Consider the following 22,645-nt stretch of genomic DNA (forward strand, 5'->3'; position numbering starts at 1 on the left):
CTCGCTAGCGTGTCGCCCGCACCATCACCCCCCACATCCGTACAGCGAAGGCAGGCACCTGATGAGCAGCACGCACCGTCGCAAGGCGAGCCGGACCACCAAGGTGATCGGCGCGACCGCCGCCGCCGTCGTGGCCGGTGGCACGGCGTTCGCGCTCAGCGGGGCGGCGAACGCGGGAACGGTCTCCGAGAAGACCTCCGCCTCCGAGAAGCCCGCCGCGGCGGCGGGCGGCTTCGCCCCGTACATCGACACCTCGCTCTACCCCGCCTACGACATGGTGGGCACCGCCGACAAGACCGGCGTCAAGGAGTTCAACCTCGCCTTCATCACCTCCGGTGGCGGCTGTACCCCCAAGTGGGGCGGCGTCACCGAGGTCGGTGACAACGAGGTGGCCAAGCAGACCGAGCAGCTGCGCGCGAAGGGCGGCGACGTCCGGGTCTCCTTCGGCGGCGCCTCCGGCTCCGAGCTGGGCCTGGCCTGCACCTCGGCGGACGAGCTCGCCGCGGCCTACGGCAAGGTCGTGGACGCCCTCAAGCTCACCAAGGTCGACTTCGACATCGAGGGCAGCGCGCTCCCGAACAAGGAGGCCAACACCCGCCGCGCCCAGGCGATAGCCAAGCTGCAGCAGCAGCACTCGGACCTGGACGTCTCGTTCACCCTGCCGGTGCTCCCGACCGGCCTCACCCAGGACGGTGTCGACCTCGTCGCCGACGCCAAGAAGAACGGTGTGAAGGTCTCCGCCGTCAACATCATGGCGATGGACTACGGCGCCTCCTTCGACGGCGACATGGGCCAGTACGCCATCGACGCCGCCACCGCGACCCAGGGCCAGATCAAGGACGCCCTCGGGCTGAGCGACGACGAGGCGTGGAAGGCCGTCGCGGTCACCCCGATGATCGGCGTCAACGACGTCAAGAACGAGATATTCAAGGTCGACGACGCCTCCCAGGTGGTGGAGTTCGCCAAGTCCAAGGGGCTGGCGTGGGTGTCGATGTGGTCCGCGACCCGCGACAAGCAGTGCCCCAGCCCGCAGGACACCGCGTCGCCGACCTGCAGCTCGATCGACCAGGAAGAGCTCGCGTTCACCAAGGCGTTCGGCGCCTTCAACGGCTGACAACGACGTAGCCGGATAAGCCCCGCATTCACCACCCCCCACGGAAACCCCCCACATGGCGGGGCGCGGACGGAACCCCCCACCCACCGCGCCCCGCCGTTTCCGCCGTTCTGGCGTCCTGGCGCCCTGTCGTCCTGGCGTCCCACGGGGTGTCGGGAGGGTCTTTCCCCTCCCCGCCCCTTCCCGATACCAGGGGCTCCGCCCCTGGACCCCGTGGTCTGGGGGCGGAGCCCCACCGCGCGGCGGAGCCGCATATCGACGCTCCCCTCCCTTCCCGATACCAGGGGCTTCGCCCCCTGGACCCCGGGGTCTGGGCGGGAGCCCCCACGCGGCGGAGCCGCATATCGATGCCGCGGGAAGGGACGGGGAGGGGGAAGCATCGATATGCGGCTCCGCCGCGTGGCCCGCCGCAGGCGTCACGATCCGGCGGACACGGCGGGCACACCTAGGGCCGCTGCGGTTCCTCGGCCCGCTCCTCCGCCTCGTGCTCCTCGTGCTCGGCCACCTGCTCCTTCGTGAGCTTGGCGACCTGGCCGTCGCGACCGAAGTAGCTCCGGGACAGCGAGACGCGCAGCCGCTCCTTGAAGGAGAGCTTCCGGGCGACCCCGGCCTCGTCGACCGACGGCGGCAGCTCCAGCGGCAGATACTGCTCATACGCGGTCAGCGTGTACTTCTCCCCGGGCGAGAGCGGCTCGTGCACCTCGATGTACTCGCCGTGCGGCAGCCGCTGGATGATGCCGGTCTCGCGGCCGTGCAGCAGTTTCTGCCGGTCCTTGTGCTGGAGGCCGAGACAGATCCGCTTGGTGATGACGAAGACCACGACCGGTGCCACGAAGAAGGCGATCCGGCAGGTCCAGGTGATCGCGTTGATCGACAGATGGAAATGGGTGGCGATGAGGTCATTGCCGCCGCCCGCCAGCAGAACCGCGTAGAGGGCGATCCAGGCGGCGCCGAAGGCGGTGCGGGTCGGGGCGTTGCGCGGGCGCTCGTTGAAATGGTGCTCGCGTCTGTCCCCGGTGATCCATGCCTCCAGGAACGGATAGAACCAGATGACCAGCAGCACCGTGGGGAAGACCAGGAACGGGATCAGCACCCCGAGCACCAGGGTGTGGCCCCAGAGATTGATCTCCCAGCCCGGCATCAGCCGGATCAGCCCTTCGGAATAGCCCATGTACCAGTCGGGCTGGGCGTCGGTGGACACCTGATCGGGCCGGTAGGGACCGTAGGCCCAGACCGGATTGATCTGGGCGATGGCCGACATCAGGGTGGTGACGCCGAAGACCAGGAAGAAGAATCCGCCGGACTTGGCCACATAGACCGGCCACAGGGGCGGCCCCACGATATTCATGTTTTTCGCGCCGGGCCCCGGGTGATGCGTGTGCTTGTGGTAGACGAGCAGGATCATATGGAGCGCCAGCAGCCCGAGCATGATGCCCGGAATCAGCAGGACGTGCACGGTGAACAGCCGTGGCACGATCGAATCCCCCGGGAATTGGCCGCCGAAGAAGAAGAACGACAGATAGGTGCCGACGATCGGGATCGACAGGATCGCGCCCTCCATGAAGCGCAGACCGGTGCCCGACAGCAGATCGTCGGGCAGCGAATAGCCCATGAAGCCGTCGAACATCCCGAGAATCAGCAGACCGGCGCCGGACAGCCAGTTGATCTCGCGCGGTTTGCGGAAGACGCCGTTGAAGAACGTCCGCATCATATGGACGAGCATGCTGGCGATGAAGACGATGGCCGCCCAGTGGTGCACCTGCCGCATCAGCAGTCCGCCGCGCACATCGAAGCTGATGTCCAGCGTGGACGCGTACGCCTGCGACATGCGGATGCCGCTCAGCGGCGTCCACCGGCCGCCGTATACCACCTCGTTCATCGCCGGTTTGAAGAACAGGGTCAGATAGACCCCGGTCAGAATGATGATGACGAACGTATAGAGGGCGATCTCACCGATCAGGAACGACCAGTGGTCGGGGAAGACCTTGCGCAGATTGGCCTTGGCCATCTTGAACAGGCCCACCCGGCCGTCGAACCAGTCGGCGAGGGCCTCGCCTTTTCCGGCGGGCGCGCGCCGACCGGATGGCTCATCGCGGAACCTCTGCCGGCGCTCCGGAAATGCTCTCATGTCTCAATGGGTTTACCAGGCATTCTCACGCGGTGACGGCGCCCTTCCGCCGGGTGGATCAGGGCGTAACCCCAATGAAGGAAGAACGCCCCGGCCCGCTTGCGCCCGTACGCACACCTCCACCGCGATCCGCGGCGCCGCCCGCCCCCCAGCGGGCGGCGCCGCGGACGCGGGCCCCCGGTCAGGACACCGGAAGCTCTCCGGTGCGGGCCACCTGGGCATACCAGCGGGCGCTGGACTTCGGCACCCTGGCTTGCGTCGGATAGTCGACGTAGACCGCGCCGAAGCGCTTGCTGTAGCCGTACGCCCATTCGAAGTTGTCCATCAGCGACCACAGGAAGTAGCCGCGCAGATCGGCGCCGTCCGCGATGGCCTGGTGGGCCACGGCCAGATGGGCCTGGAGGTAGTCGATCCGCTGCGGGTCGTGGACCGCGCCCTCCGCGTCCGGCTTGTCGTCGAACGCGGCGCCGTTCTCGGTGATGTACAGCGGCACGCCCGGCGCCTCACGGCTGTAGCGCATCAGCAGGTCGTGCAGCCCGGACGGGTCGATCGTCCAGCCCATCTCGGTGCGCTCGCCCGGGGTCTGGTGGAACGCCACCCGTTCCGAGCCCGGCCAGGGGGAGTGGGCGCTGGCGCCGTGGCCGTCGTGGCGGGCGGGCGAGCCGTCGTTGTCGGTGCCGGCTGATACCAATGACGGTGTGTAGTAATTGATGCCCAGCGCGTCCAGGGGGTGCTTGATGACGGCCAGATCGCCATCGCGGACGAACGACCAGTCGGTGATCGAGGCGGTGTCCTTGATCAGGTCGCTGGGGTACGCACCGCGCAGCAGCGGCCCGGTGAAGACGCGATTGGCCAGCGCGTCGATACGCCGCGACGCATCCACGTCCTCGGGCTTGTCGCTGAGCGGCCGGACCACGGCCGGGTTGAGGCTGATGGCGAGCTGGGCGCGGGCGGGGAGCGCGGCGCGCAGCGCCTGGGCGCCGAGGCCGTGGGCGAGGTTCAGATGGTGGGCGGCGCGCAGCGGGGCCAGCCGCTCGGTGCGGCCCGGGGCGTGCACCCCCGAGCCATAGCCCAGGAAGGCACTGCACCACGGCTCGTTGAGAGTGGTCCAGAACTCGACGCGGTCGCCCAGCGCCTCCGCCACGATGCCCGCGTACTCGGCGAACCGCTCGGCGGTCTCGCGCTCCGGCCACCCGCCCGCGTTCTCCAGCTCCTGGGGCAGGTCCCAGTGGTAGAGGGTGACCACCGGCTGGATGCCCGCGCCCAGCAGCTCGTCCACCAGCGAGCGGTAGAAGTCGAGCCCGCGCTGCACGGCCGGCCCCCGGCCGGTCGGCTGCACCCGTGACCAGGACACCGAGAAGCGGTACGCCCCCAGGTTCAGCTCCGACATCAGCCGGACGTCCTCGCGGAAGCGGTGGTAGTGGTCCACGGCCACATCACCGGTGTCACCGGCGAGCACCTTGCCGGGGGTGTGGCTGAAGGTGTCCCAGATGGAGGGGGTGCGGCCGTCCTCCTGGGCGGCGCCCTCGACCTGATAGGCGGCCGAGGCCGCGCCCCACAGGAATCCGGGCGGGAAGGTAAGAGTCATGGAAGCGCTCCCATTCGAGGTCGTGGGGAGGGGAGGAAACGGGGAGGGAGGACGGAGCGGTGGTCGCGGGCCGCTCAGCCCTTGACCGCGCCCTGCATGATGCCCCCCACAATCTGCTTGCCGAAGAGGACGAAGGCGATCAGCAGCGGCAGCGTGCCCAGCAGCGCCCCCGCCATGATCAGTGATTGATCCGGGGTGTATCCACGGCTCAGGCCGGTCAATGCCACCTGCATGGTCGGGTTGCCGTTCTGCGTGAGCGCGATGAACGGCCAGAAGAAGTCATTCCATGATTGGACGAAGGTGAGCATCCCCAGCACCGCCATCGCCGGACGCGCCGCCGGGAAAACGACATGCCAGATGATCCGCAAGCTGCTCGCGCCGTCCATCCGCGCCGCCTCGATCAGCTCGGTCGGCAGCGCCTGGGAGAGGTACTGCCGCATGAAGAAGACCCCGAAGGCGCTGACGAGCGTCGGCACGATGACCGCCTGAAGCTGGTCGGTCCACTCCAGCTTGGCCACCATCATGTACAGCGGCACGACGCTGAGCTGGGGCGGCACCATCATCGTCCCGATGGTGAGCATCAGCAGGACGTTCTTGAAGCGGAAGCGCAGCTTGGCGAAGGCGAAGCCCGCGACGGTCGAGAACAGCACGGTCGACGCCGCGACCGTGCCCGCCACCACCGTCGTGTTGAGCAGCGCGGTGCCCATGTTGGCGCCGTTCCACGCCTTGTCCAGGTTGTTGAAGAGGTTGCCGCCGAACCACAGGGGAGGGGGTGTCTGGGCCAGCCGGGTGTTGGTGCGGGAGGCGGCGATGGCGGTCCACACCAGCGGGAAGAGCGAGCCGATGGTGAACAGGATCAGCACGGCGTAGGTGATCTTGCCCCCGTGCAGCTGCCTGCCCGCTCGGCCGCGGCCCTTTCCCTTGCGCGGAGGGGTGTGCGCGGGAGCCGCCGGATCGAGTGTCCGCCGGGAAGAGACAGTGACGCTCATGGTTCTCCTCGTCTCCCTCACTGGCTCTTCCGCAGCCGTCGCGCGAACAGCGCGTTGGCCGCGGCGATCAGCAGCAGGATCAGGAACATCGTCCAGGCGATGGCGGAGGCCCGGCCGAGGTGCAGGTTCACCCAGCCCTGCTCGTACATGTACAGGCCGAGCGTCTGGTACTGGTGATCGGCGCCGCCGGTGGCCGTCCCCGCGGTGTTGAACAGCAGCGGCTCACCGAAGAGCTGGGTGGCCCCGATCGTGGAGACGACGACCGTGAAGAGGATGGTGGGCCGCAGCGACGGGACGGTGACATGCAGGAACTGCTTCCAGCGCGAGGCCCCATCCAGCGCCGCCGACTCGTACAGATCGTTCGGCACGGCCTGCATGGCGGCCAGGTAGATCAGCGCGTTGTAGCCGGTCCACCGCCAGATGACGATCGTGGAGACCGCGATCTGCGAGGTCCAGGTGCCGTTCTGCCAGTCGATGCCGTCCAGCCCGACCAGCCCCAGAGCCCAGTTGACCATGCCGTAGTCATGCCCGAAGAGCAGCGCGAACACCAGCGTGGCGGCAGCGACGGAGGTGGCGTACGGGGTGAGGATCGCCACCCGGAAGAACATCGAGGCGCGGAGCCGGTAGTTGAGCAGATGCGCGATCCCGAGGGCCATCATCAACTGCGGAACGGTGGAGATCACCCCGATGGTGAAGGTGTTCCGCAGCGCTTTCCAGAAGAACTCGTCTTCCCACAGCCTGGAGTAGTTGTGCCACCCCGCCCACTCCATATGGGTGGGGTCGGTGAGCTCCACTTGATGCAGCGAGGCCCATCCCGTGTAGAGCAGCGGGAAGAGGCCGAAGGCGGCGAAGAAGACGAAGAAGGGGGCGACGAAGGCGTACGGGCTCCATCGCACATCCCAGCGGTAGCGGCGGCTGCGCCGGTCGCGACGCCGCTGCTCGGCCGGGTCGGGCGCCGGCGCGGTCGCGGCGCGCGGGGCCGCGCCCCCCTGCCCTGTGGGGGGCGCGGCCGTATCAGGGGTAAAACCGGAAGGTGCGGTCATGTCCGGGTCACTGGTCCAGCGCGTTGTCGTTCGACTTGATCGCGGCCTTCCAGCCTTCATCGGCGGACTTGCCCTGCTGCTCGACCTGGAGCAGGCCGACATCGGTGAAGTTCTGCTTGATGACGGCGTCCTTCGGGCCCAGGACCTGCGTCGGACTGTCCTTCGCGGCCTGGGAGAAGATCTTGCCGATGGGCGCGTTGTCGAAGTACGGGAGCTTGGCGTCGGCCACCTGGGGCAGGTCGTACGCGGCCTGGGCGCTGGGGAAGCTCGCCTGCTTCTCGAAGAGCTTGGCCTGCTGCTCGGGCGCGGTCAGCCAGGTGGCGAGCTTGACGGCCTCGTCCTTGTTCTTCGCCGCCTGCGGCACGGAGAGGAAGGAGCCGCCCCAGTTGGCGGGCTTGGGGGCGGCGGCGACGTCCCACTTGCCCTTGTACTTGTCCCCGGCGTACTCCTTGATCTGGCCGAGCATCCAGGCCGGGCAGGAGGCGGTGGCGAACTTGCCGTTGGCGAGCGCCTGCTGCCAGGGCTTGGTGAACTCCTGGAGCCCCGCGGAGAGTTTGGACGCGGACGCGTCGGTCGCCAGCTTCCACGCCTTCTTGACGGCCGGGTTGTCCTTGTAGATGGGCTTCCCGCTCTTGTCGTAGTAGACCTCCGAACCACTGGAGACCGCCGCGTTGAACAGTCCGCCGGCCGAGTCCAGGAACGCGGCTCCGCCCGGCGCCTTCTTCGCGAAGTCCTTGCCGGCGTCGAGGTACTTCTGCCAGTCGCCCGCCCAGAGCTTGGAGACCGCGTCACGGTCGGCCGGGAGCCCGGCCTGCTGGAAGAGGTCCTTGCGGTAGCAGATCGCCATCGGGCCCACGTCCGTGCCGAGGCCGATCGTCTTTCCGTCCTCGGCGGTGGCCTGCGCCCATTTCCAGTCGAGGAAGTTCTCCTTTTTGACGCCGTCCGCCTTCGAAAGATCAACGAACTTGTCGGCCTGGGTGGTGGTGACCTCATTGATGTTGCCCACCTCGACCGCCTGGATGTCGGCGAGTCCGCTGCCCGAGCCGAGATGGGTGAGCAACTGCGGGTAGTAGTTCGAGGCCGGATCGATCACATTCTCTTCGATCTTGATATCGGGGTGCAGCTTCGTGTACTCGTCATAGAGCCCGGCCTGTTTGAAACCCATGACGCCGTACGTGCCGACGGTCACGACCGTCTTGCCCTTGCTGTCGCCGCCGCCGGACGAGCCGGCGGACCCGTCGTCGCCGTCATCGGCGCACCCGCTGAGCACCCCGGCTCCTAAAGCGGCGACGGCCGCGAGGACCACGGCTCTGCTGCGGTGACTACCAGTGTTCCTGCGCATTCCGTCCTCCTAGCGCCCCGCCCAACGGCTTCCGGCCAAAAAGTGGTGATACATGGCGCTTTGAGATGCATCGAGTCGGGTGGGCATCGTGCGGGTTGTGTATGGCTCAGGTACGGTGGGAGCGCTCCCAGCTGTGATGTGTTGAAGGGTCGCGGCTCCCCGCTGGGGTGTCAAGGGAGTGCGCGAAACAACTTCCCGAAACCACACTGCTGTTGAATGTCCCCGCAGCCACCCATTTGGGGGGTTGGAGCTGCTGGGCATGGACGGCTGGAGGCGCGATATGGCAGGAACGCGGCGGCATGGTGCGGGGCGGGGACGGCCGACCCTCGAGGAGGTGGCGGCCCGCGCCGGAGTCGGCCGCGGCACCGTGTCCCGGGTGATCAACGGTTCGCCCCGGGTCAGCGACCGCACCCGCACGGCCGTGGAGCAGGCCGTCGCCGAACTCGGCTATGTGCCGAACCGGGTGGCCCGCGCCCTCGCCGCCAACCGTGCCGACGCCGTCGCCCTGGTCATCCCCGAGCCCGAGACCCGGCTCTTCGCCGAACCGTACTTCTCCGACATCATCCGCGGTGTCGGCGCCGAACTCGCCGACACCGATCTCCAGCTGCTGCTCACCCTCATCCGCACCCCCAAGGAACGGCAGCGGCTCGCGGACTACCTCTCCGCGCACCGGGTCGACGGGGTGCTGCTGGTCTCCGTCCACGCGGACGATCCGCTGCCGGACCTGCTGGAGCGGATCGAGATGCCCGCGGTGCTCAGCGGCCGCCGTTCGGCACATGAAACGGTCCCGTACGTCGACTCGGACAACACCGGCGGCGCCCAGTCCGCCGTGGAGCACCTCATCGGCCGCGGCCGCGAGACGGTCGCCACCATCACCGGCCCGCTGGACATGTATGTCGCGCAGTGCCGCCTGGAGGGCTACAGCGCCGCGGTCCGGGCGGCCGGCCGGGAGGTGGAGGCGGAGCTGGTGGCGTCCGCGGACTTCACCGAGGAGGGCGGCCGCCGGGCGATGCGGCAGCTGCTGAGCCAGCGCCCGGACCTGGACGGGGTCTTCGCCGCCTCGGATGTGATGGCCGCGGGCGCCCGCCAGGTGCTGCGCGAGCACGGGCGCCGCGTCCCGGACGATGTGGCGCTGGTCGGCTTCGAGGACTCGGCCGTCGCCCGCCATATGGACCCTCCGCTCACGAGTGTCCGGCAGGGTACGGAGGAGATGGGCCGGGCGATGGTGCGGGTGCTGCTGGAGGAGATCGGAGGGCGCTCGGACCGCACGGCCAAGCGGCCGCAGATGGTGCTGCCGACGCAGTTGGTGCGGAGAGAGTCCTCCTGAGGCACGGCTCGCGCGTCCGGGTGCTGAGGTCTGCCGGCGAACCGAGCCCTGAAAAGAACGGGGCCGGTGGTCGCGGAACGCGTCCACCGGCCCCACTTCAGGGGACGGGCCGTGCGGTTACAGCGCCGGGTAGGCGTTCTTCAGCAGCTCCTGGAACTGGGCCGAGAACCAGTGGCCCGACAGCGGAGCGTTCGGCAGCGCACCCGACATGTTGTTGTTGTTGCGCGGGTTGCCGGTGTACGTCGGGTCGCACATCCGGTCGAAGCCCTTGCCCTCGTCGTTCGGGATCTCGGAGCTGGCCCCGTCCGACTCGCCCGGGGGCTTCATCCACACGTACGCGTCGATCCCGGGCGCGGGTGCCGCCTTGGGCCGCTCACCGAGCTCGGCGCCGGACTGGTTGCACCAGTTGCCGACGTGGATCCGGCGGTCGTAGCGCCCGCCGTTGACATACGTGTCCACGTCCGTCTTCGCGCCGGGGCCGCTGGGCCGGGCCGAGCCGCCCCAGCCGTTGCGCGAGGTGTCGATCAGCGCGCCGATGTTGCTCGGGAAGCCGACGTTGACCAGCTCCTGGCGGAACGCCTGGGCGTAGGAGAGCTCGTCCACGTACCGGTTCCAGTCCACCCACTTCGACTGGCGCACGGTGGTGCCGTTGACCGAGTCGTTGATGGTGAAGTTGTTCTCCTTCAGCGCGCTGTAGTTGGCCGTGTTGGTGATGATGCCGGCCACTTTGTCGACCGTGCTGCCCTCGGCCGTCGCCGCCTGCTTGATCACCTGGGCGGTGGGGTTGAAGTTGTCGTCCCAGCCGATCCAGCCGTGGTGCCCGGCGTCGATGTAGTTGTAGACGTTGCCGATCGAGCCCAGCTTGTTCAGGGCGTAGCCGACGCCCTTCACATAGTTGCCGTTCGCCTTCATCGTGTCGCACTGCGGGGTCGCGGTGGGCTTGCCGCCGGTGTTGGTGACCAGGTTGGGCAGCGAGTCGACCTCGATCGTGTTGACGATCCGCAGATTCGAGTTGGCGTACTTGGACTCGGAGAGGATTGCCGCGATCGGGTCGATGAACTGCGTCTTGTACTTGTCGATCTCGGTCGGGCCCAGCTCGCCGTTGGACGCCAGCGCGGAGCAGTCACGACCGGGCAGGTCGTAGATCACCAGCTGGACGACGGTCGGGCTGCCGCCGGACTGCTTCAGCGCCTCGTCCAAGTGGGCGCGCAGCCCCCTCGCGCCGCCCGTGCCGTTGATCGTGGCGATCCGGTCCAGCCAGATGCCGGTCGGCTGGTTGGAGACCTTACTGCCGCCGGGCTCGGCGGCGGCCTTCGCCGACCAGTCGGGGTTCACATACACCTTGGCGCCCGCGTACGGGTTGTCGACCTTCGCGGCGGCCGCCCTGCCGCTGTCCACCTGGGCGGACGCCACGCCGGTCAGCGCCCCCATGGTCAGCGCGGAGGCGGCGAGCAAGGTGCCCGCCATTCGGGTTCTGCGGCTCATTGCATTCCCTTCAGATGATCGCGGAGTCCCACGCCGTAGTTGGTCGGCGTGCCGTTGTAATCGCTGATAAGGGACGGGCCCGAGGAACAGTCCCAGGTGTTCCAGGTCCACCCCAGATACGAGGCGCCCTTGGCGTCCAGCCAGGCCATGACCCGGTCGACATAGCCGTGGGAGCAGGTGTTCTCGCCGATCTCGCCCGCCACGAACGGGACCTTGGCGATGACCGGAGCCAGTTGTTCGTTGAAACAGCTCTCGTTGGCGCAGGTGTTGAAGTTGTACGTGTGCCAGGCGGCGGCGAGGTTGCCCGCCGGGTCGTTGGGCTTGTACGTCAGCCACTGGCGCAGATCATTGGAGTAGGCGACCCCGGGGATCAGCACCAGGTTCCTGGCGCCGGTGGCCCGTACGGCGTTCAGCAGGGTCTGCATCCCGGCGACCTGGAAGTCGATCCCGGGGCAGCTCCCGCCGTCGCGCCAGCACTTCCACGCCGCCGTCGGGTCGGAGGTGGCGCGGTCCGGGAACGGCTCGTTGAACAGGTCGAAGACCACGGCCTGGTCGCCCTTGAAGGTCTGGGCGACCGAGGTCCAGAAGGCCGGGGTGTACTGGGCGTCCGGCATCGGCTTCTGGCAGGTGGCGTACTCGGTGTCGGCGCAGTGGCTGTCCCCGCCGGTGTATCTGCCGTGGCTCCAGTGGAGTTCGACGATGGGCGTGATGCCACGGGCCTCCAGCCGGGCGACGAGTGCCTTGACGGCCGCGACGTAGTTGGCCCCTCCGTAGGCCGCGTTGATGTGGGAAAGGCCGAGCCAGCACTCCTCGTTGAGCGGGATCCGGACCGCGTTGACCTTCCAGTCGGCGATTGCCTTGACGGCCGCCTCGTCCACGGGGCCGTCGAAGATGCCACGCCCCTGGACGCACATGAACTCACCGCCGGAGCGGTTGACGCCCAGCAGCCGCCGGGTGGCCCCGTTCTCGTCGACGAGCTTGTTGCCGAGGGCGCGGAGCTTGGGCGGTGCCGCGTTGGGCACGGTCACTGCTGGGCCGCTCGCGGCCGAAGCGGTCACGGCCGGGCCGCTCGCCGCCGAGGCGGTGGCAGGCACCAAGGCGGTGCCCGCCACTGATAACACCGCGGCGGCCACCAAGGCATAAAGGCGCGGGGGTGCTCGCATGGAGCGACTCCTCGAGGTCCAAGCGCCGTTCGCCGCGGCGCAGACTGCTGGAATCGCTCCCACTGGTTGAAGTGAAGGTAGCGCTCGGCGGGCACATGTCAACAGCTCCGTTCACGAATCATCGATCGAAGGCGTTCGATGACCGGGTGTTGTTCAAAGACTTGACACTCCTTCAGGCTGACACGAACCTTGGGAGCGCTCCCACTGGTTCGCACACCTGGTTCGCAACACTCCCCACCACCCGCACGAACCGCGAGGAGGTCCCCCAGATGCGCGTACAGCGTGGCTCGCCCTTATCAGGGGCACGACGATCAGGGGCACGACGACGGATGAGACGGCTGGTGACCACCCTGGCCGCCGCCCTCTCGCTCCCCGTGGCCATGACCGCGGCGGGCGGCGCCGCCCCCGCGCACGCCGCGGCGGTCCAGTGCGGGGTCGACTACAAGACCAATGACTGGGGCTCCGGTTTCACCGCCGATCTCACCATCATCAACCCTGGCACCGACGCCATCGACGGCTGGACCCTCACCTACGACTACGCCGGCAACCAGAAGCTGGCCAACGGCTGGAACGGCACCTGGTCGCAGTCCGGCAAGACCGTCACCGTCACCAACGCCGGGCACAACGCGAAGATCGCGGCCGGGGGCAACGTCACCACCGGCGCCCAGTTCACCTACAGCGGCACCAACGCCGCCCCCACCTCCTTCGCCGTCAACGGCGTGACCTGCCGGGGCGCCCACCAGCCGCCCATTACGGTGCTGAGCAGCCCGTCCCCCGGCGCCGTCTTCACCTCCGGCGACACCGTCCCGATGACGGCCACGGCCGCGGCGGCCGACGGGGCGACGATCAGCAAGGTGGAGTTCTACAGCGACACCAAGCTCCTCGGCACCGACACCACCTCCCCGTACACCTTCGACTACAGGGACGTCCCGGCGGGCGACTACTCGCTCTACGCCAAGGCGTACGACAGCCAGGGCGCCGCCGCCGAGTCCACCCCCGTCGGCATCCATGTGGCGGCCGGGCCCGCGCTGGTGGCCAGCCCCGGGCAGCTCGGGGTGCAGCAGGGCAAGACCGGGACGTTCGGCGTCAAGCTGTCCACCAAGCCGTCCGGAGACGTCACGGTCTCCGTCGCCCGCACCTCGGGCAACACCGGGCTGACGATCTCCTCGGGCGCCACCCTCACCTTCACCCCCGCCAACTGGGACACCGCCCAGCAGGTGACCGTCGCCGCCGCGAACTCCGGCACCGGCGCCGCGACCTTCACCGCGACCGCCGCCGGCCACACCAAGGCCGAGGTCACCGTCACCCAGCTGGCCGCCGCGAAGGACTACGACGCCCGCTTCCTGGACCTCTACAACAAGATCACCGCACCCTCGGCGGGCTACTTCTCGCCCGAGGGCGTTCCGTACCACTCGGTGGAGACGCTGATCGTCGAGGCCCCCGACCACGGCCATGAGACGACCTCCGAGGCGTACAGCTACCTGATCTGGCTGCAGGCGATGTACGGCAAGGTCACGGGCGACTGGTCCAAGTTCAACAGCGCGTGGGACACCATGGAGAAGTACATGATCCCCACCCACGCCGACCAGCCCACCAACAGCTTCTACAACGCCTCCAAGCCGGCCACCTACGCGCCCGAGTGGGACCAGCCCTCCCAGTACCCCTCGCAGCTCAATGGCAATGTCCCGGTCGGCAACGACCCCATCGCCGGCGAGCTGAAGAGCGCGTACGGCACCGATGACATCTACGGCATGCACTGGATTCAGGACGTCGACAACGTCTACGGCTACGGCAACGCGCCCGGCAAGTGCGAGGCGGGCCCGAGCGACACCGGCCCCAGCTACGTCAACACCTTCCAGCGCGGTCCGCAGGAGTCGGTCTGGGAGACCGTGACCCAGCCCACCTGCGACGGCTTCAAGTACGGCGGCAAGAACGGCTATCTGGACCTGTTCACCGGCGACTCCTCGTACTCCAAGCAGTGGAAGTTCACCAACGCCCCCGACGCCGATGCCCGCGTCGTCCAGGCCGCCTACTGGGCCTCGGAGTGGGCCAAGGCGCAGGGCAAGGGCGGCCAGATCTCCGGCAACATCGCCAAGGCCGCCAAGATGGGCGACTATCTGCGCTACGCGATGTACGACAAGTACTTCAAGAAGATCGGCAACTGCGTCGGCGAGACCGCCTGCCCGGCGGGCAGCGGCAAGAACAGCTCCAGCTATCTGCTCTCCTGGTACTACGCCTGGGGCGGCGCCACCGACACCTCCGCGGGCTGGTCCTGGCGCATCGGCTCCAGCCACGCCCACGGCGGCTACCAGAACCCCATGGCGGCCTGGGCCCTGAGCTCGTACGCCGACCTCAAGCCCAAGTCCGCGACGGGCGCGAGCGACTGGTCCACCAGCCTCAAGCGCCAGCTGGAGTTCTACCGCTGGCTGCAGTCCAGCGAGGGCGCCATCGCGGGTGGTGCCACCAATAGCTGGCAGGGCCGCTACGCCACGCCGCCGTCGGGGACGTCCACCTTCTACGGCATGTACTACGACGAGAAGCCGGTCTACCACGACCCGCCGTCCAACCAGTGGTTCGGCTTCCAGGCGTGGTCCATGGAGCGCGTCGCGGAGTACTACAACCGCACCGGTGACGCCTCCGCGAAGACGGTCCTGGACAAGTGGGTGAAGTGGGCGCTGTCCAAGACCACCGTCAACGCCAATGGCACGTACCAGATCCCGTCCACCCTCCAGTGGTCCGGCCAGCCCGACACCTGGAACGCCTCCAGCCCCGGTGCCAACGCGAACCTGCACGTCACCGTCGCCGACTACACCAACGACGTCGGCGTGGCGGCCGCGTACGCCAAGACCCTGTCCTACTACGCCGCCAAGTCCGGCGACACCAAGGCCAGGGACACCGCGAAGGCGCTGCTGGACGGCATGTGGAACAACTACCAGGACGCCCTCGGCATCGCGGTCCCCGAGACCCGCGCCGACTACAACCGCTTCGACGACCCGGTCTACGTCCCCAGCGGCTGGACCGGGACCATGCCGAACGGTGACAAGATCGACTCCAGCTCCACCTTCCTGTCGATCCGCTCCTTCTACAAGAACGATCCGGCCTGGTCCAAGGTCGAGGCGTATCTGAAGGGCGGCGCGGTGCCCAGCTTCACGTACCACCGGTTCTGGGCCCAGGCGGACATCGCGCTGGCGATGGGGTCGTACGCGGACCTCTTCGAATAGCCGGTTCCAGTAGCCGGTTCCAGTAGCCGGTTCCAGCGCCTGACAGGCGGGGCTCCCGGGCGCGGGAGCCCCGCCGCTCACGCGGATTCGGCGGGCGCCCCGGACCCGTACACCGCGCGCACGTTGTCCTTCGGCCGCGGCTTGTCCCTGCCACAGGGCCCCGCCGCGAAGGCGCGCAGCAGATTCTCCGTGACGCGGGTGACGAAGGCCCCGGTGCGCGCGTCCATCCCGTGGTTCCGCCCGTTCTCACGGGTCCCCGCCATCAGGGCCTCCACCCAGCGCATCGTCCCCGAGGCGAAGACCCCCGCCCCGCTCGCCACGGTGTAGTACGCGGAGTCCGCGTGGCTGTGCCGCCCCCGGCAGACCAGGGGGGAGTGGGCGATGATCCGCAGCGGCGCCGGGGTGGGATCGCCCGGGGTGACCCGGTCGTACTCCACCCCCACCAGATGGTCGAAGGAGTCCCCGTCGTCCACTCCGGTCCCGGCGAACAGCCAGTGGCCGCTGTCCAGGACGACGTACGGGGCGTCGGTCGGGTAGCCCTCGTAGAGGACGCCGGTCAGCGAGGACTCGGGATCGGGCGCGGGGGGCTGGCGGAAGTCGGTGGTCGCCAGGTCGCGGTGGTTCACCAGGTACGGGTCGTCCCGGTAGGCGGTCTTGTAGCAGACCACGGTGCGCGCGGGGGCACCGCCGGGGCCGGTCTCCAGCCGGATCCGGCGGAAGCAGGTGTTGGCGCCGAGGAAGGCCAGATTGGTGCCGTCGTCCCGGGCCCGGGTCACGTACTGCCGCTGCTGCGGGGTCCAGTACTCGTCGTGACCGAGCGACAGGGCGGCCGAGGCGCCCTTCAGCACGGCCGGTCGCAGATGGACGTCCACGCCCGTGGTGTACGCGAGCGGAAGGCCCAGCCGTTCGGCGAGGACCACCAGGGCCCGCTCGTAGACCAGGAACTTCTCCGCCCCGCTGTTCGCGTACGGCCGGTCGAAGCTGACGGCCAGCGAGCGCGACCCGTACGCACCGTCCCGGCCCTGGTAGAGGCTGTAGCCGCCCCAGGTGTTGTACGCCTGCCAGGTGGCCGGTGCGTGCATCAGCAGGGTTCGGCCCCGCGCCTGCCGCGAGCGCACGATCAGCGGCACGTAGCGCTGATGGCCGTTCGAGGCGTCCAGCCGCAGCAGATACGCGCCCTCCGGCCAGTTCCGGGCGCGTATGCGGAGCGAACGGTCCCAGTCGGCCCGCACCGTGCGGGTGGCTTCGAGGAACAGGGGCGCGCCTTGCTTCTTGCCGTCCACCCGGCCCGACCGCCACACCAGCCGCGCCTGTGCCCCGCCGTACCAGCCGATCCGGTAGGCCGATACGCGGAAGGCGGGGGCGGTGGTCGACACATGGAGCCCGACCTCCTCGTCGGGCAGCACGCTCACCCGGTCGGTATAGCCCTCGATGGCGTCGGGCGGCCCCATCGAGCGGATGCGCCAGTCGGCACTGCCCGGCCGGGTCCGCTCCGCCTCCTCCGCCCGGCGCGCGGCGTCGGCGCGACGGGACGGGCGGGCGGGGTGGCCGTTCCGCTCGGCCGAGGAGTCGCAGCCCGTCGCGGCCACCCCGGCGGCCCCGGCACCGGCCGCCGCGGCGGCCCCGAGGAAGCCCCGGCGGCCCAGCCCGCCGGCTGTGCGGCCATGTTCTCCGTCCACCGGACCATCGTGGGCCGCGCCGCGGACGCGGGCGAGCCGGTGCGGTCCGAAGGAGTATCCGGCCGCGAGGTCCGGGGGAGTATCCGGCCGTGCGGCTCGGCGGAGTATCCGGCCGCGCGGTCCGGCACCTCCGAGGTGCGACGGGAGGGCGCCGGGCGCAGCCTGGGACATATGACCGAATCCCAGGCCCCGCGCATCCACCGGCCTCCGATCGTGGTGCTCGGCGTCCAGCAAAACGATCCCCCGTTCCGCCTGGTCGAGATCGCCGGTGAGCTGGCGGGCAAGGCCCACTCGGTCCTGGACGTCATCGAGATCGCCCGGGAGGTCGGCCTGGACGACGTCGACCTGGACGATCCGGATGTGGTCCGGTGGGTGGGCGGCGACAAGTTCACCTGGACGTCGTTCTGGCCCCCGAGACGGCCGCACCGCGAACACCGGGGCTAGTTTCACTGTCAACCCAACGTTGACGCCTTAGTCGCTGTCAACCTATGGTTGACGCATGACGAAACCAGTTGGACTCACCCATCCCGTGCGCCTCGACGATCTGATCGAGGCCATCAAGAAGGTCCACCCCGACGCCCTCGACCAGCTCACCGACGCGGTGATCGCCGCCGAGCACCTCGGCGAGGTGGCCGACCACCTCATCGGCCACTTCGTGGACCAGGCCCGCCGCTCCGGCGCCTCCTGGACCGACATCGGCAAGAGCATGGGGGTGACGCGGCAGGCGGCCCAGAAGCGCTTTGTTCCCAAGGCGTCCGGCGAGCCGTCGGACCTCGACCCCAGCCAGGGCTTCGGCCGGTACACGCCGCGCGCCCGGAGTGTCGTGGTCGCCTCCCAGAACGAGGCCCGCGCCGCCGCCAACGCCGAGATCCGCCCGGAGCACCTCATCCTCGGCCTCCTGGCCGAGCCCGAGGGTCTGGCCGCCAAGGCGATCGTCGCCCAGGGCGTCCCCCTGGACGCCGTCCGCCAGGCCGCCACCGCCGCCCTCCCGCCCGCATCCGACTCCATGCCCGCACTGGTCCCCTTCGACGCCGACGCGCGCAAGGTCCTCGAGCTCACCTTCCGCGAGGCCCTGCGGCTGGGCCACAACTACGTCGGCACCGAGCACATCCTCCTCGCCCTCCTCGAACACGAGGACGGCGCGGGCCTGTTGAGCGGCCTCGGCATCGACAAGGCCGCCTCCGCGGAGTCCATCGCCCAGGCGCTGACCCGCGTCGCCGAGGCCGTCAGGGACGAGGGGAAGGGATAGCCGAGGGCCGGAACAGCCGTGCGGTGCCGGTCAGGCCGAGGACTCGTCTGACGGTGTCACTGGGGGAGCGGGCGATGACCGTCTTGCCGTGCGCGAGCGCCTCCCGGCGGAACCTCAGCAGCGCGTTGAGCGCCGAGCAGTCCCAGAACCTCACCGCGCTCAGGTCCACGTCAACGCCCTCGGCGCAATCGCTGAGGGCGTTGCGCAGGGCGGCGGACATGACGGGGGCGGTCTCGTAGTCCACCTCTCCGTTGACCACGACAACCTTCCGGGGCCCCTCCGAGTAGCTGTCGGTGAGGAGGATCGACGAGAGGCTCGGCGGCGTCGAGTCGACCGGTGTCCTCGGTGCCGTGCCGATCGCGGGCCTGTACGGCGGGCGATGTCCAGGCCCGGGCACGGAGGCGTCTCGTGCGTGCACCTGACTGTCTCCCCTCGAGGTCGCCTCGCCGGCGTCACACGTACTCGCTATACGCGAAGTCTGATTCATGTTTCCAGATGCGCTATTGTTTCGGCAATATCATGAGGCCATGGGAGGAGTGCCTGAATCGCACACTGGATGGACGTTCTTGACCAACCACGCCCGCGTGCTGGCCGCGATCGCCGATGATCCGAACGTACGGATCCGCGACATCGCCGCGCACTGCAGGCTGACGGAGCGCGCCGTCCAAAAGATCATCGGTGACCTGGAGCAGGACGGATATCTGTCCCACACCCGTGAGGGGCGTACGAACACGTACCGCATCGAGCCGGGGAAGGTCCTGCGCCACCCCGCCGAGGCCGGGCTCCCCGTGGCCTCGCTCCTCTCCCTGCTCGTCGAGGACGAGGCGCGGCGCAAACACGCCGACGGCCCCGACGACGGGAGCCCGGCAGCGGATGAGGCGCCTGCCCAACCGTCCTCCGACTCCGGTGCGCCTCGACTACCCTGATCCGAGGTCGATCCCTGACGTCAGAGGCAGGAGGAGTCACGGTGCGCATCGGCGAACTCGCCGCCAGGACCGGCGTCAGCGTGCGCGCGCTGCGCTACTACGAGGAGCAGGGCCTGCTCACCTCGGAACGCAGCCCCAGCGGCCAGCGCCACTACGCGGAGACTGCGGTCGACCGCGTCCTGTGGATCCAGTGCCTCTACGCGGCGGGCCTGTCGAGCAAGACCCTCCGCGAATTCCTCCCCTGCACGTACACCAGCGTCGCCACCCCCGCCGACATCGCCCGCCTGACCGCCGAACGCGACCGCATCAACGCCCAGATGGCCGACCTGGCCACCACCCGCGACCGCCTCGACGCCGTCATCGCGGCGGCCAGCGGCACGGCCGGAGGCGAAGTGTGCTGCGTCTCGCAGAGCGCTTGATCCAACGCAGCCCCTGGTGGGTCGGCCCGCAGCGTGCTCGATGGCGGCTCGCCACTCCTCCTCGGCGTCCAGGGCGCCTCCGGTCTGCTCGCCGCCCGCCATCAGGAGCTCTCCTGCGGCCTGGTCCGGTCGGCGCTGCGGTGATCAATCGCACTTCATCTCACCCCAGACCTGCTTGCCCCAGCGGTATCGGTCCGTCCCCCATCGGTCCGTGAGGGCGTCGACCAACAGCAGCCCACGGCCTCGGGTGTTGTCGCCACCTGAGTCCGTCCGCAGGTAGGGGATATCGCGGGAGCGGTCCACCACGCCGAGGCGGACGAACTTCTCGGACGGTCGGGTGACGACGACGCGGATCGACTCCAGACGGGCGTGGTCCACGGCGTTGGAGACCAGTTCGGTGATGACCAGCGCGGCGTCCTCTATCAGGCCCTCCTGCCCCCAGGCGGCCAGTGCGGTCCGTACCAGCTTGCGGGCGGCCTCCGCGCTCTCCGGTACGCGGCGCATGGTCTGGGAGTATCCGGGGTGCCCCGTGGGGCGAGGTGTAGCGGTCACGGACATCAGGACCTCAGTGGGTGCGAAGTGAGCGGCCTTGCCCGAGTGAACGACGGCCCGCCGCGCGAGGGGAGGAAATACCCATCGGGTGTGCAAACCGCCCAGCCGGAAATTCTCGGCGGACTCCCCTCACGGAGGGGGCATGCATGGCTACGGTGGGTACGTGGAGGGGAACGAAAGCCTCATCAGCGCCATGCGCGAGAGCGGGCTCACTCAGGCCGCCTTGGCGGACGCGGTGAACACTCATCTGCACCGCAACGGCTACGAAGGCACGGTCAGCGACCGGACGGTCCGCAACTGGCTGACCGGAAAGACGCGTTGGCCGCAGTCTCGGCAGAGGGCAGCCTTAGAGGCAGTATTCGGATGTACGGCCGAAGAACTGGGATTCGTCCCACCGGCCCGACGTTGCCCCGCCACAGAACCGGAGGATCCCGTGAGGCGCAGGAACTTCCTGACCGCCACCACCGGTACGACGGCCGCGGTCGCCGTCCCTCTCGTCGCACAGCACTCCGTAGGGACCTCGGACGTGATCCGGCTCCGTTCCGGCGTGGACGCCCTGGTGGCTCTGGATGCCGCACGGGGAGGTCATGACGAATTACAGCGCACGGCCCTTGCCGGGGCGGCCGAGGCGCTGGAGAAGCAGAAGCTGGGCGCCTCCCAGCGCATCCGCCAGAGGCTGTTCAGCGTGGCCGCCGACTACATGTCCATGGCCGCTTGGTCCGCCGTAGACGCCAAGCACACCGACCGGGCTCGGGGCTTGCTGGACCGGGCGCTCTACCTGGCCGGGATGGCCAAGGATCCCGTTGCCGAGATGCGGGTCTGGAATTCGTACGCGATGCTCTCGCACCACCGGGATGAGTACGCCGAAGCCGTAGATGCCGCCTACGCGGCTCAGGGAACGGCCATCGCCCGGCGACAGCCGTTCTTCGCCTCACTGGCCCACGCCAGGACGGCCATCGGCCACGCGAACCTCGGGGACCGACAAGCCGCCCTGCGCTCCTTGGGGCACGCACAGGAGGCCCTGGGCAAGGCGGACATGGACGAGCCCACGCCGTCGTGGATCGCCTTCTACGGGCCGGCTGAACTGATGGCTCTGACAGCCATCGTCCGGGATCGCATCGGGGACGCGGCCGAGTCCGAGGCCGCCTCCCACAAGGCCCTGGCCACCATCCCGAAGGGGTTCCGCAGGAACCGGGCCATGGCAACCGCCCGGCTCGCCCTGGCCCAGCTCCACCAGCGCGACGTAGAACAGGCGTGCGCCACGGCCTCCACCGTCTTCACGTTGATGTCCGGCCACCCGATCCCCGGACGGATGCGATCTCTGCTCGGTGACTACTACCGGGACTTGATCACTCTTGCACCTGACGCCTCGATCGCCCGCGAGTGGGGCGACCGATACCGAACTGAATGGAGCCGACTGTGAGCGCCGCTGGCCTGGACATCCGCTACTTCGGGCACGACGACCTGGCGGACATCCGTCAGACGATCATCGACCTGCACGACGCAGCGGCGGGCCCCGACCGGGACGACGAGTTCAAGAAGAAATTCCCCTGGTTCGTGGACCACTGGGGCGGCCACCCGGAGTTCTCCTGCGTGATCGCGTTCGACGGCGACGGGGCAGTGGGATTCGCCTACGGTGCCCCAGGGAGCCCCGGCCGCGAATGGTGGCGTGACTATCTCGACCCGGCTCCGGAGAAGTCGGTGACCTTCTCCTACTCCGAGCTGGCCGTTCACCCGACGTGGCGGAAGAAGGGCGTGGCGCACTTGCTCTCCCGGGCACTCCTGGAGGGCCGGAAGGAGGACCTCGCAGTCCTCCTTGTGGACGTCACGCACCCCCGGGTCCAGGCCCTGTACGAGACCTGGGGCTTTCGGAAGGTGGGGGAACGCCAACCCTTCCCGGACTCCCCGGTGTATGCCGTCATGCTCGCGGAGCTGCCGTTGGCCTGACTGCGGGGAGGGACGAAAGAGACCGCTGTCCCGTTTGAACAGGTCAGCGGCCTCTTCGAAGAGGGTGAGTAACGGGACTCGCACCAGATCCTTGAACCTATTGTGACCTGCGGTGATTCCCGAATTCGGGACATACGGGCGAGATTCGATGCCGCTCGGTGACGCTCAATGACGACTGAAGCGGGGGAATGGGGTGCCGTGTTCCCGTGGGAACAGGCCGCGCGGCGTTGATCCAGGTTCCCGCGAGGTGAGTGGAAAAAGGCCCAACCGCAACCATGAGAGCCCCCGGCTGGATGCCGGGGGCTCGAGGCCCTTCCCCTCGCGCCTGGGGAGCAATGAGAGGGAGGGCCGATCAGGTGACCCGTGCGGGCGGGCATGGACGCGCAGGGGCTGGCGCCTGGATATCTACCGGGCAGTAGTGGTTGCCGCAAATCTGCGGCAGACAAATGATCACCACCCAAAAAGCGTTATCG

At 68.8% G+C, this 22,645-nt stretch carries 19 protein-coding genes; 9 read left to right on the plus strand and 10 right to left on the minus strand.

Features of this window, described 5'->3' with window-relative positions:
- Positions 1–61 precede the first annotated feature (61 nt).
- A complete protein-coding gene (locus ACZ6TD_RS29735; RefSeq protein ID WP_471343101.1) occupies positions 62–1,114 on the plus strand; it encodes a chitinase in 1,053 nt (350 codons plus the stop codon).
- Between the two features lie 445 nt (positions 1,115–1,559).
- Here ACZ6TD_RS29735 and qcrB read toward each other — a convergent pair whose 3' ends face one another.
- From qcrB to ACZ6TD_RS29760, 5 genes are all read right to left on the minus strand, one after another.
- The gene (qcrB, locus tag ACZ6TD_RS29740; protein WP_471343102.1) at positions 1,560–3,242 is read right to left on the minus strand and encodes a cytochrome bc1 complex cytochrome b subunit; all 1,683 of its coding nucleotides are present in this window, start codon (positions 3,240–3,242) and stop codon (positions 1,560–1,562) included.
- A 181-nt stretch (positions 3,243–3,423) separates the two neighbouring features.
- Positions 3,424–4,830 carry a GH1 family beta-glucosidase gene (locus ACZ6TD_RS29745; protein WP_471343103.1) on the minus strand — a complete coding sequence of 469 codons (1,407 nt, stop codon included), beginning with the start codon at positions 4,828–4,830 and terminating at the stop codon, positions 3,424–3,426.
- Positions 4,831–4,904: 74 nt separating this feature from the next.
- Positions 4,905–5,819: a carbohydrate ABC transporter permease gene (locus tag ACZ6TD_RS29750; protein WP_471343104.1), complete on the minus strand. Its 915-nt coding sequence runs from the start codon at positions 5,817–5,819 to the stop codon at positions 4,905–4,907.
- A gap of 17 nt (positions 5,820–5,836) precedes the next feature.
- On the minus strand, positions 5,837–6,862 hold the full coding sequence (locus ACZ6TD_RS29755; protein WP_471343105.1) for a carbohydrate ABC transporter permease: 1,026 nt from the start codon (positions 6,860–6,862) through the stop codon (positions 5,837–5,839).
- A 7-nt stretch (positions 6,863–6,869) separates the two neighbouring features.
- Positions 6,870–8,204, minus strand: coding sequence for an ABC transporter substrate-binding protein (locus ACZ6TD_RS29760; RefSeq protein ID WP_471343106.1), 1,335 nt, complete (start codon positions 8,202–8,204; stop codon positions 6,870–6,872).
- A gap of 280 nt (positions 8,205–8,484) precedes the next feature.
- Between ACZ6TD_RS29760 and ACZ6TD_RS29765 the strand changes: the two genes are divergently transcribed.
- Complete coding sequence (locus tag ACZ6TD_RS29765) at positions 8,485–9,531, plus strand: LacI family DNA-binding transcriptional regulator (RefSeq protein WP_471343107.1); 1,047 nt, start codon at positions 8,485–8,487, stop codon at positions 9,529–9,531.
- Between the two features lie 117 nt (positions 9,532–9,648).
- On the opposite strand, the gene ACZ6TD_RS29770 is transcribed toward ACZ6TD_RS29765, so the two are convergent.
- Together ACZ6TD_RS29770 and ACZ6TD_RS29775 are read right to left on the minus strand one after the other, a co-directional pair.
- Positions 9,649–10,962 (minus strand): glycoside hydrolase family 6 protein, encoded by a 1,314-nt coding sequence (locus ACZ6TD_RS29770; protein WP_471358150.1) that lies wholly within the window; start codon positions 10,960–10,962, stop codon positions 9,649–9,651.
- Between the two features lie 50 nt (positions 10,963–11,012).
- Positions 11,013–12,179 (minus strand): glycoside hydrolase family 5 protein, encoded by a 1,167-nt coding sequence (locus ACZ6TD_RS29775; protein WP_471343108.1) that lies wholly within the window; start codon positions 12,177–12,179, stop codon positions 11,013–11,015.
- 329 nt (positions 12,180–12,508) lie between these two features.
- Between ACZ6TD_RS29775 and ACZ6TD_RS29780 the strand changes: the two genes are divergently transcribed.
- The gene (locus ACZ6TD_RS29780) at positions 12,509–15,400 is read left to right on the plus strand and encodes a glycoside hydrolase family 48 protein (RefSeq protein WP_471343109.1); all 2,892 of its coding nucleotides are present in this window, start codon (positions 12,509–12,511) and stop codon (positions 15,398–15,400) included.
- Between the two features lie 77 nt (positions 15,401–15,477).
- Here ACZ6TD_RS29780 and ACZ6TD_RS29785 read toward each other — a convergent pair whose 3' ends face one another.
- Positions 15,478–17,079 (minus strand): N,N-dimethylformamidase beta subunit family domain-containing protein, encoded by a 1,602-nt coding sequence (locus tag ACZ6TD_RS29785; RefSeq protein WP_471343110.1) that lies wholly within the window; start codon positions 17,077–17,079, stop codon positions 15,478–15,480.
- Between ACZ6TD_RS29785 and ACZ6TD_RS29790 the strand changes: the two genes are divergently transcribed.
- Both ACZ6TD_RS29790 and ACZ6TD_RS29795 read left to right on the plus strand, forming a co-directional pair.
- Entirely contained in the window at positions 17,065–17,523 is a 459-nt protein-coding gene (locus ACZ6TD_RS29790; RefSeq protein WP_471343111.1) for a hypothetical protein, read from the plus strand. The two genes, ACZ6TD_RS29785 and ACZ6TD_RS29790, sit on opposite strands and share 15 nt — an antisense overlap.
- 55 nt (positions 17,524–17,578) lie before the next feature.
- Positions 17,579–18,328, plus strand: coding sequence for a Clp protease N-terminal domain-containing protein (locus tag ACZ6TD_RS29795; protein WP_471343113.1), 750 nt, complete (start codon positions 17,579–17,581; stop codon positions 18,326–18,328).
- Here ACZ6TD_RS29795 and ACZ6TD_RS29800 read toward each other — a convergent pair.
- A complete protein-coding gene (locus ACZ6TD_RS29800) occupies positions 18,306–18,746 on the minus strand; it encodes an STAS domain-containing protein (RefSeq protein WP_471343114.1) in 441 nt (146 codons plus the stop codon). The genes ACZ6TD_RS29795 and ACZ6TD_RS29800 overlap by 23 nt on opposite strands.
- Positions 18,747–18,855: 109 nt before the next feature.
- Here ACZ6TD_RS29800 and ACZ6TD_RS29805 point away from each other — a divergent pair, with 109 nt between their 5' ends.
- Positions 18,856–19,254, plus strand: coding sequence for a helix-turn-helix transcriptional regulator (locus tag ACZ6TD_RS29805; protein ID WP_471343115.1), 399 nt, complete (start codon positions 18,856–18,858; stop codon positions 19,252–19,254).
- 41 nt (positions 19,255–19,295) lie between these two features.
- On the plus strand, positions 19,296–19,673 hold the full coding sequence (locus tag ACZ6TD_RS29810) for a MerR family transcriptional regulator (protein WP_471343117.1): 378 nt from the start codon (positions 19,296–19,298) through the stop codon (positions 19,671–19,673).
- 144 nt (positions 19,674–19,817) lie between these two features.
- Here ACZ6TD_RS29810 and ACZ6TD_RS29815 read toward each other — a convergent pair whose 3' ends face one another.
- On the minus strand, positions 19,818–20,177 hold the full coding sequence (locus ACZ6TD_RS29815; RefSeq protein ID WP_471343118.1) for an ATP-binding protein: 360 nt from the start codon (positions 20,175–20,177) through the stop codon (positions 19,818–19,820).
- A 211-nt stretch (positions 20,178–20,388) separates the two neighbouring features.
- Between ACZ6TD_RS29815 and ACZ6TD_RS29820 the strand changes: the two genes are divergently transcribed.
- Complete coding sequence (locus tag ACZ6TD_RS29820) at positions 20,389–21,648, plus strand: XRE family transcriptional regulator (protein ID WP_471343119.1); 1,260 nt, start codon at positions 20,389–20,391, stop codon at positions 21,646–21,648.
- Positions 21,645–22,172 (plus strand): GNAT family N-acetyltransferase, encoded by a 528-nt coding sequence (locus tag ACZ6TD_RS29825; RefSeq protein WP_471343120.1) that lies wholly within the window; start codon positions 21,645–21,647, stop codon positions 22,170–22,172. The genes ACZ6TD_RS29820 and ACZ6TD_RS29825 overlap by 4 nt, the downstream gene beginning before the upstream one ends.
- The last annotated feature ends 473 nt before the right edge of the window (positions 22,173–22,645 follow it).

The sequence above is a fragment of the Streptomyces yongxingensis genome (assembly GCF_055597465.1).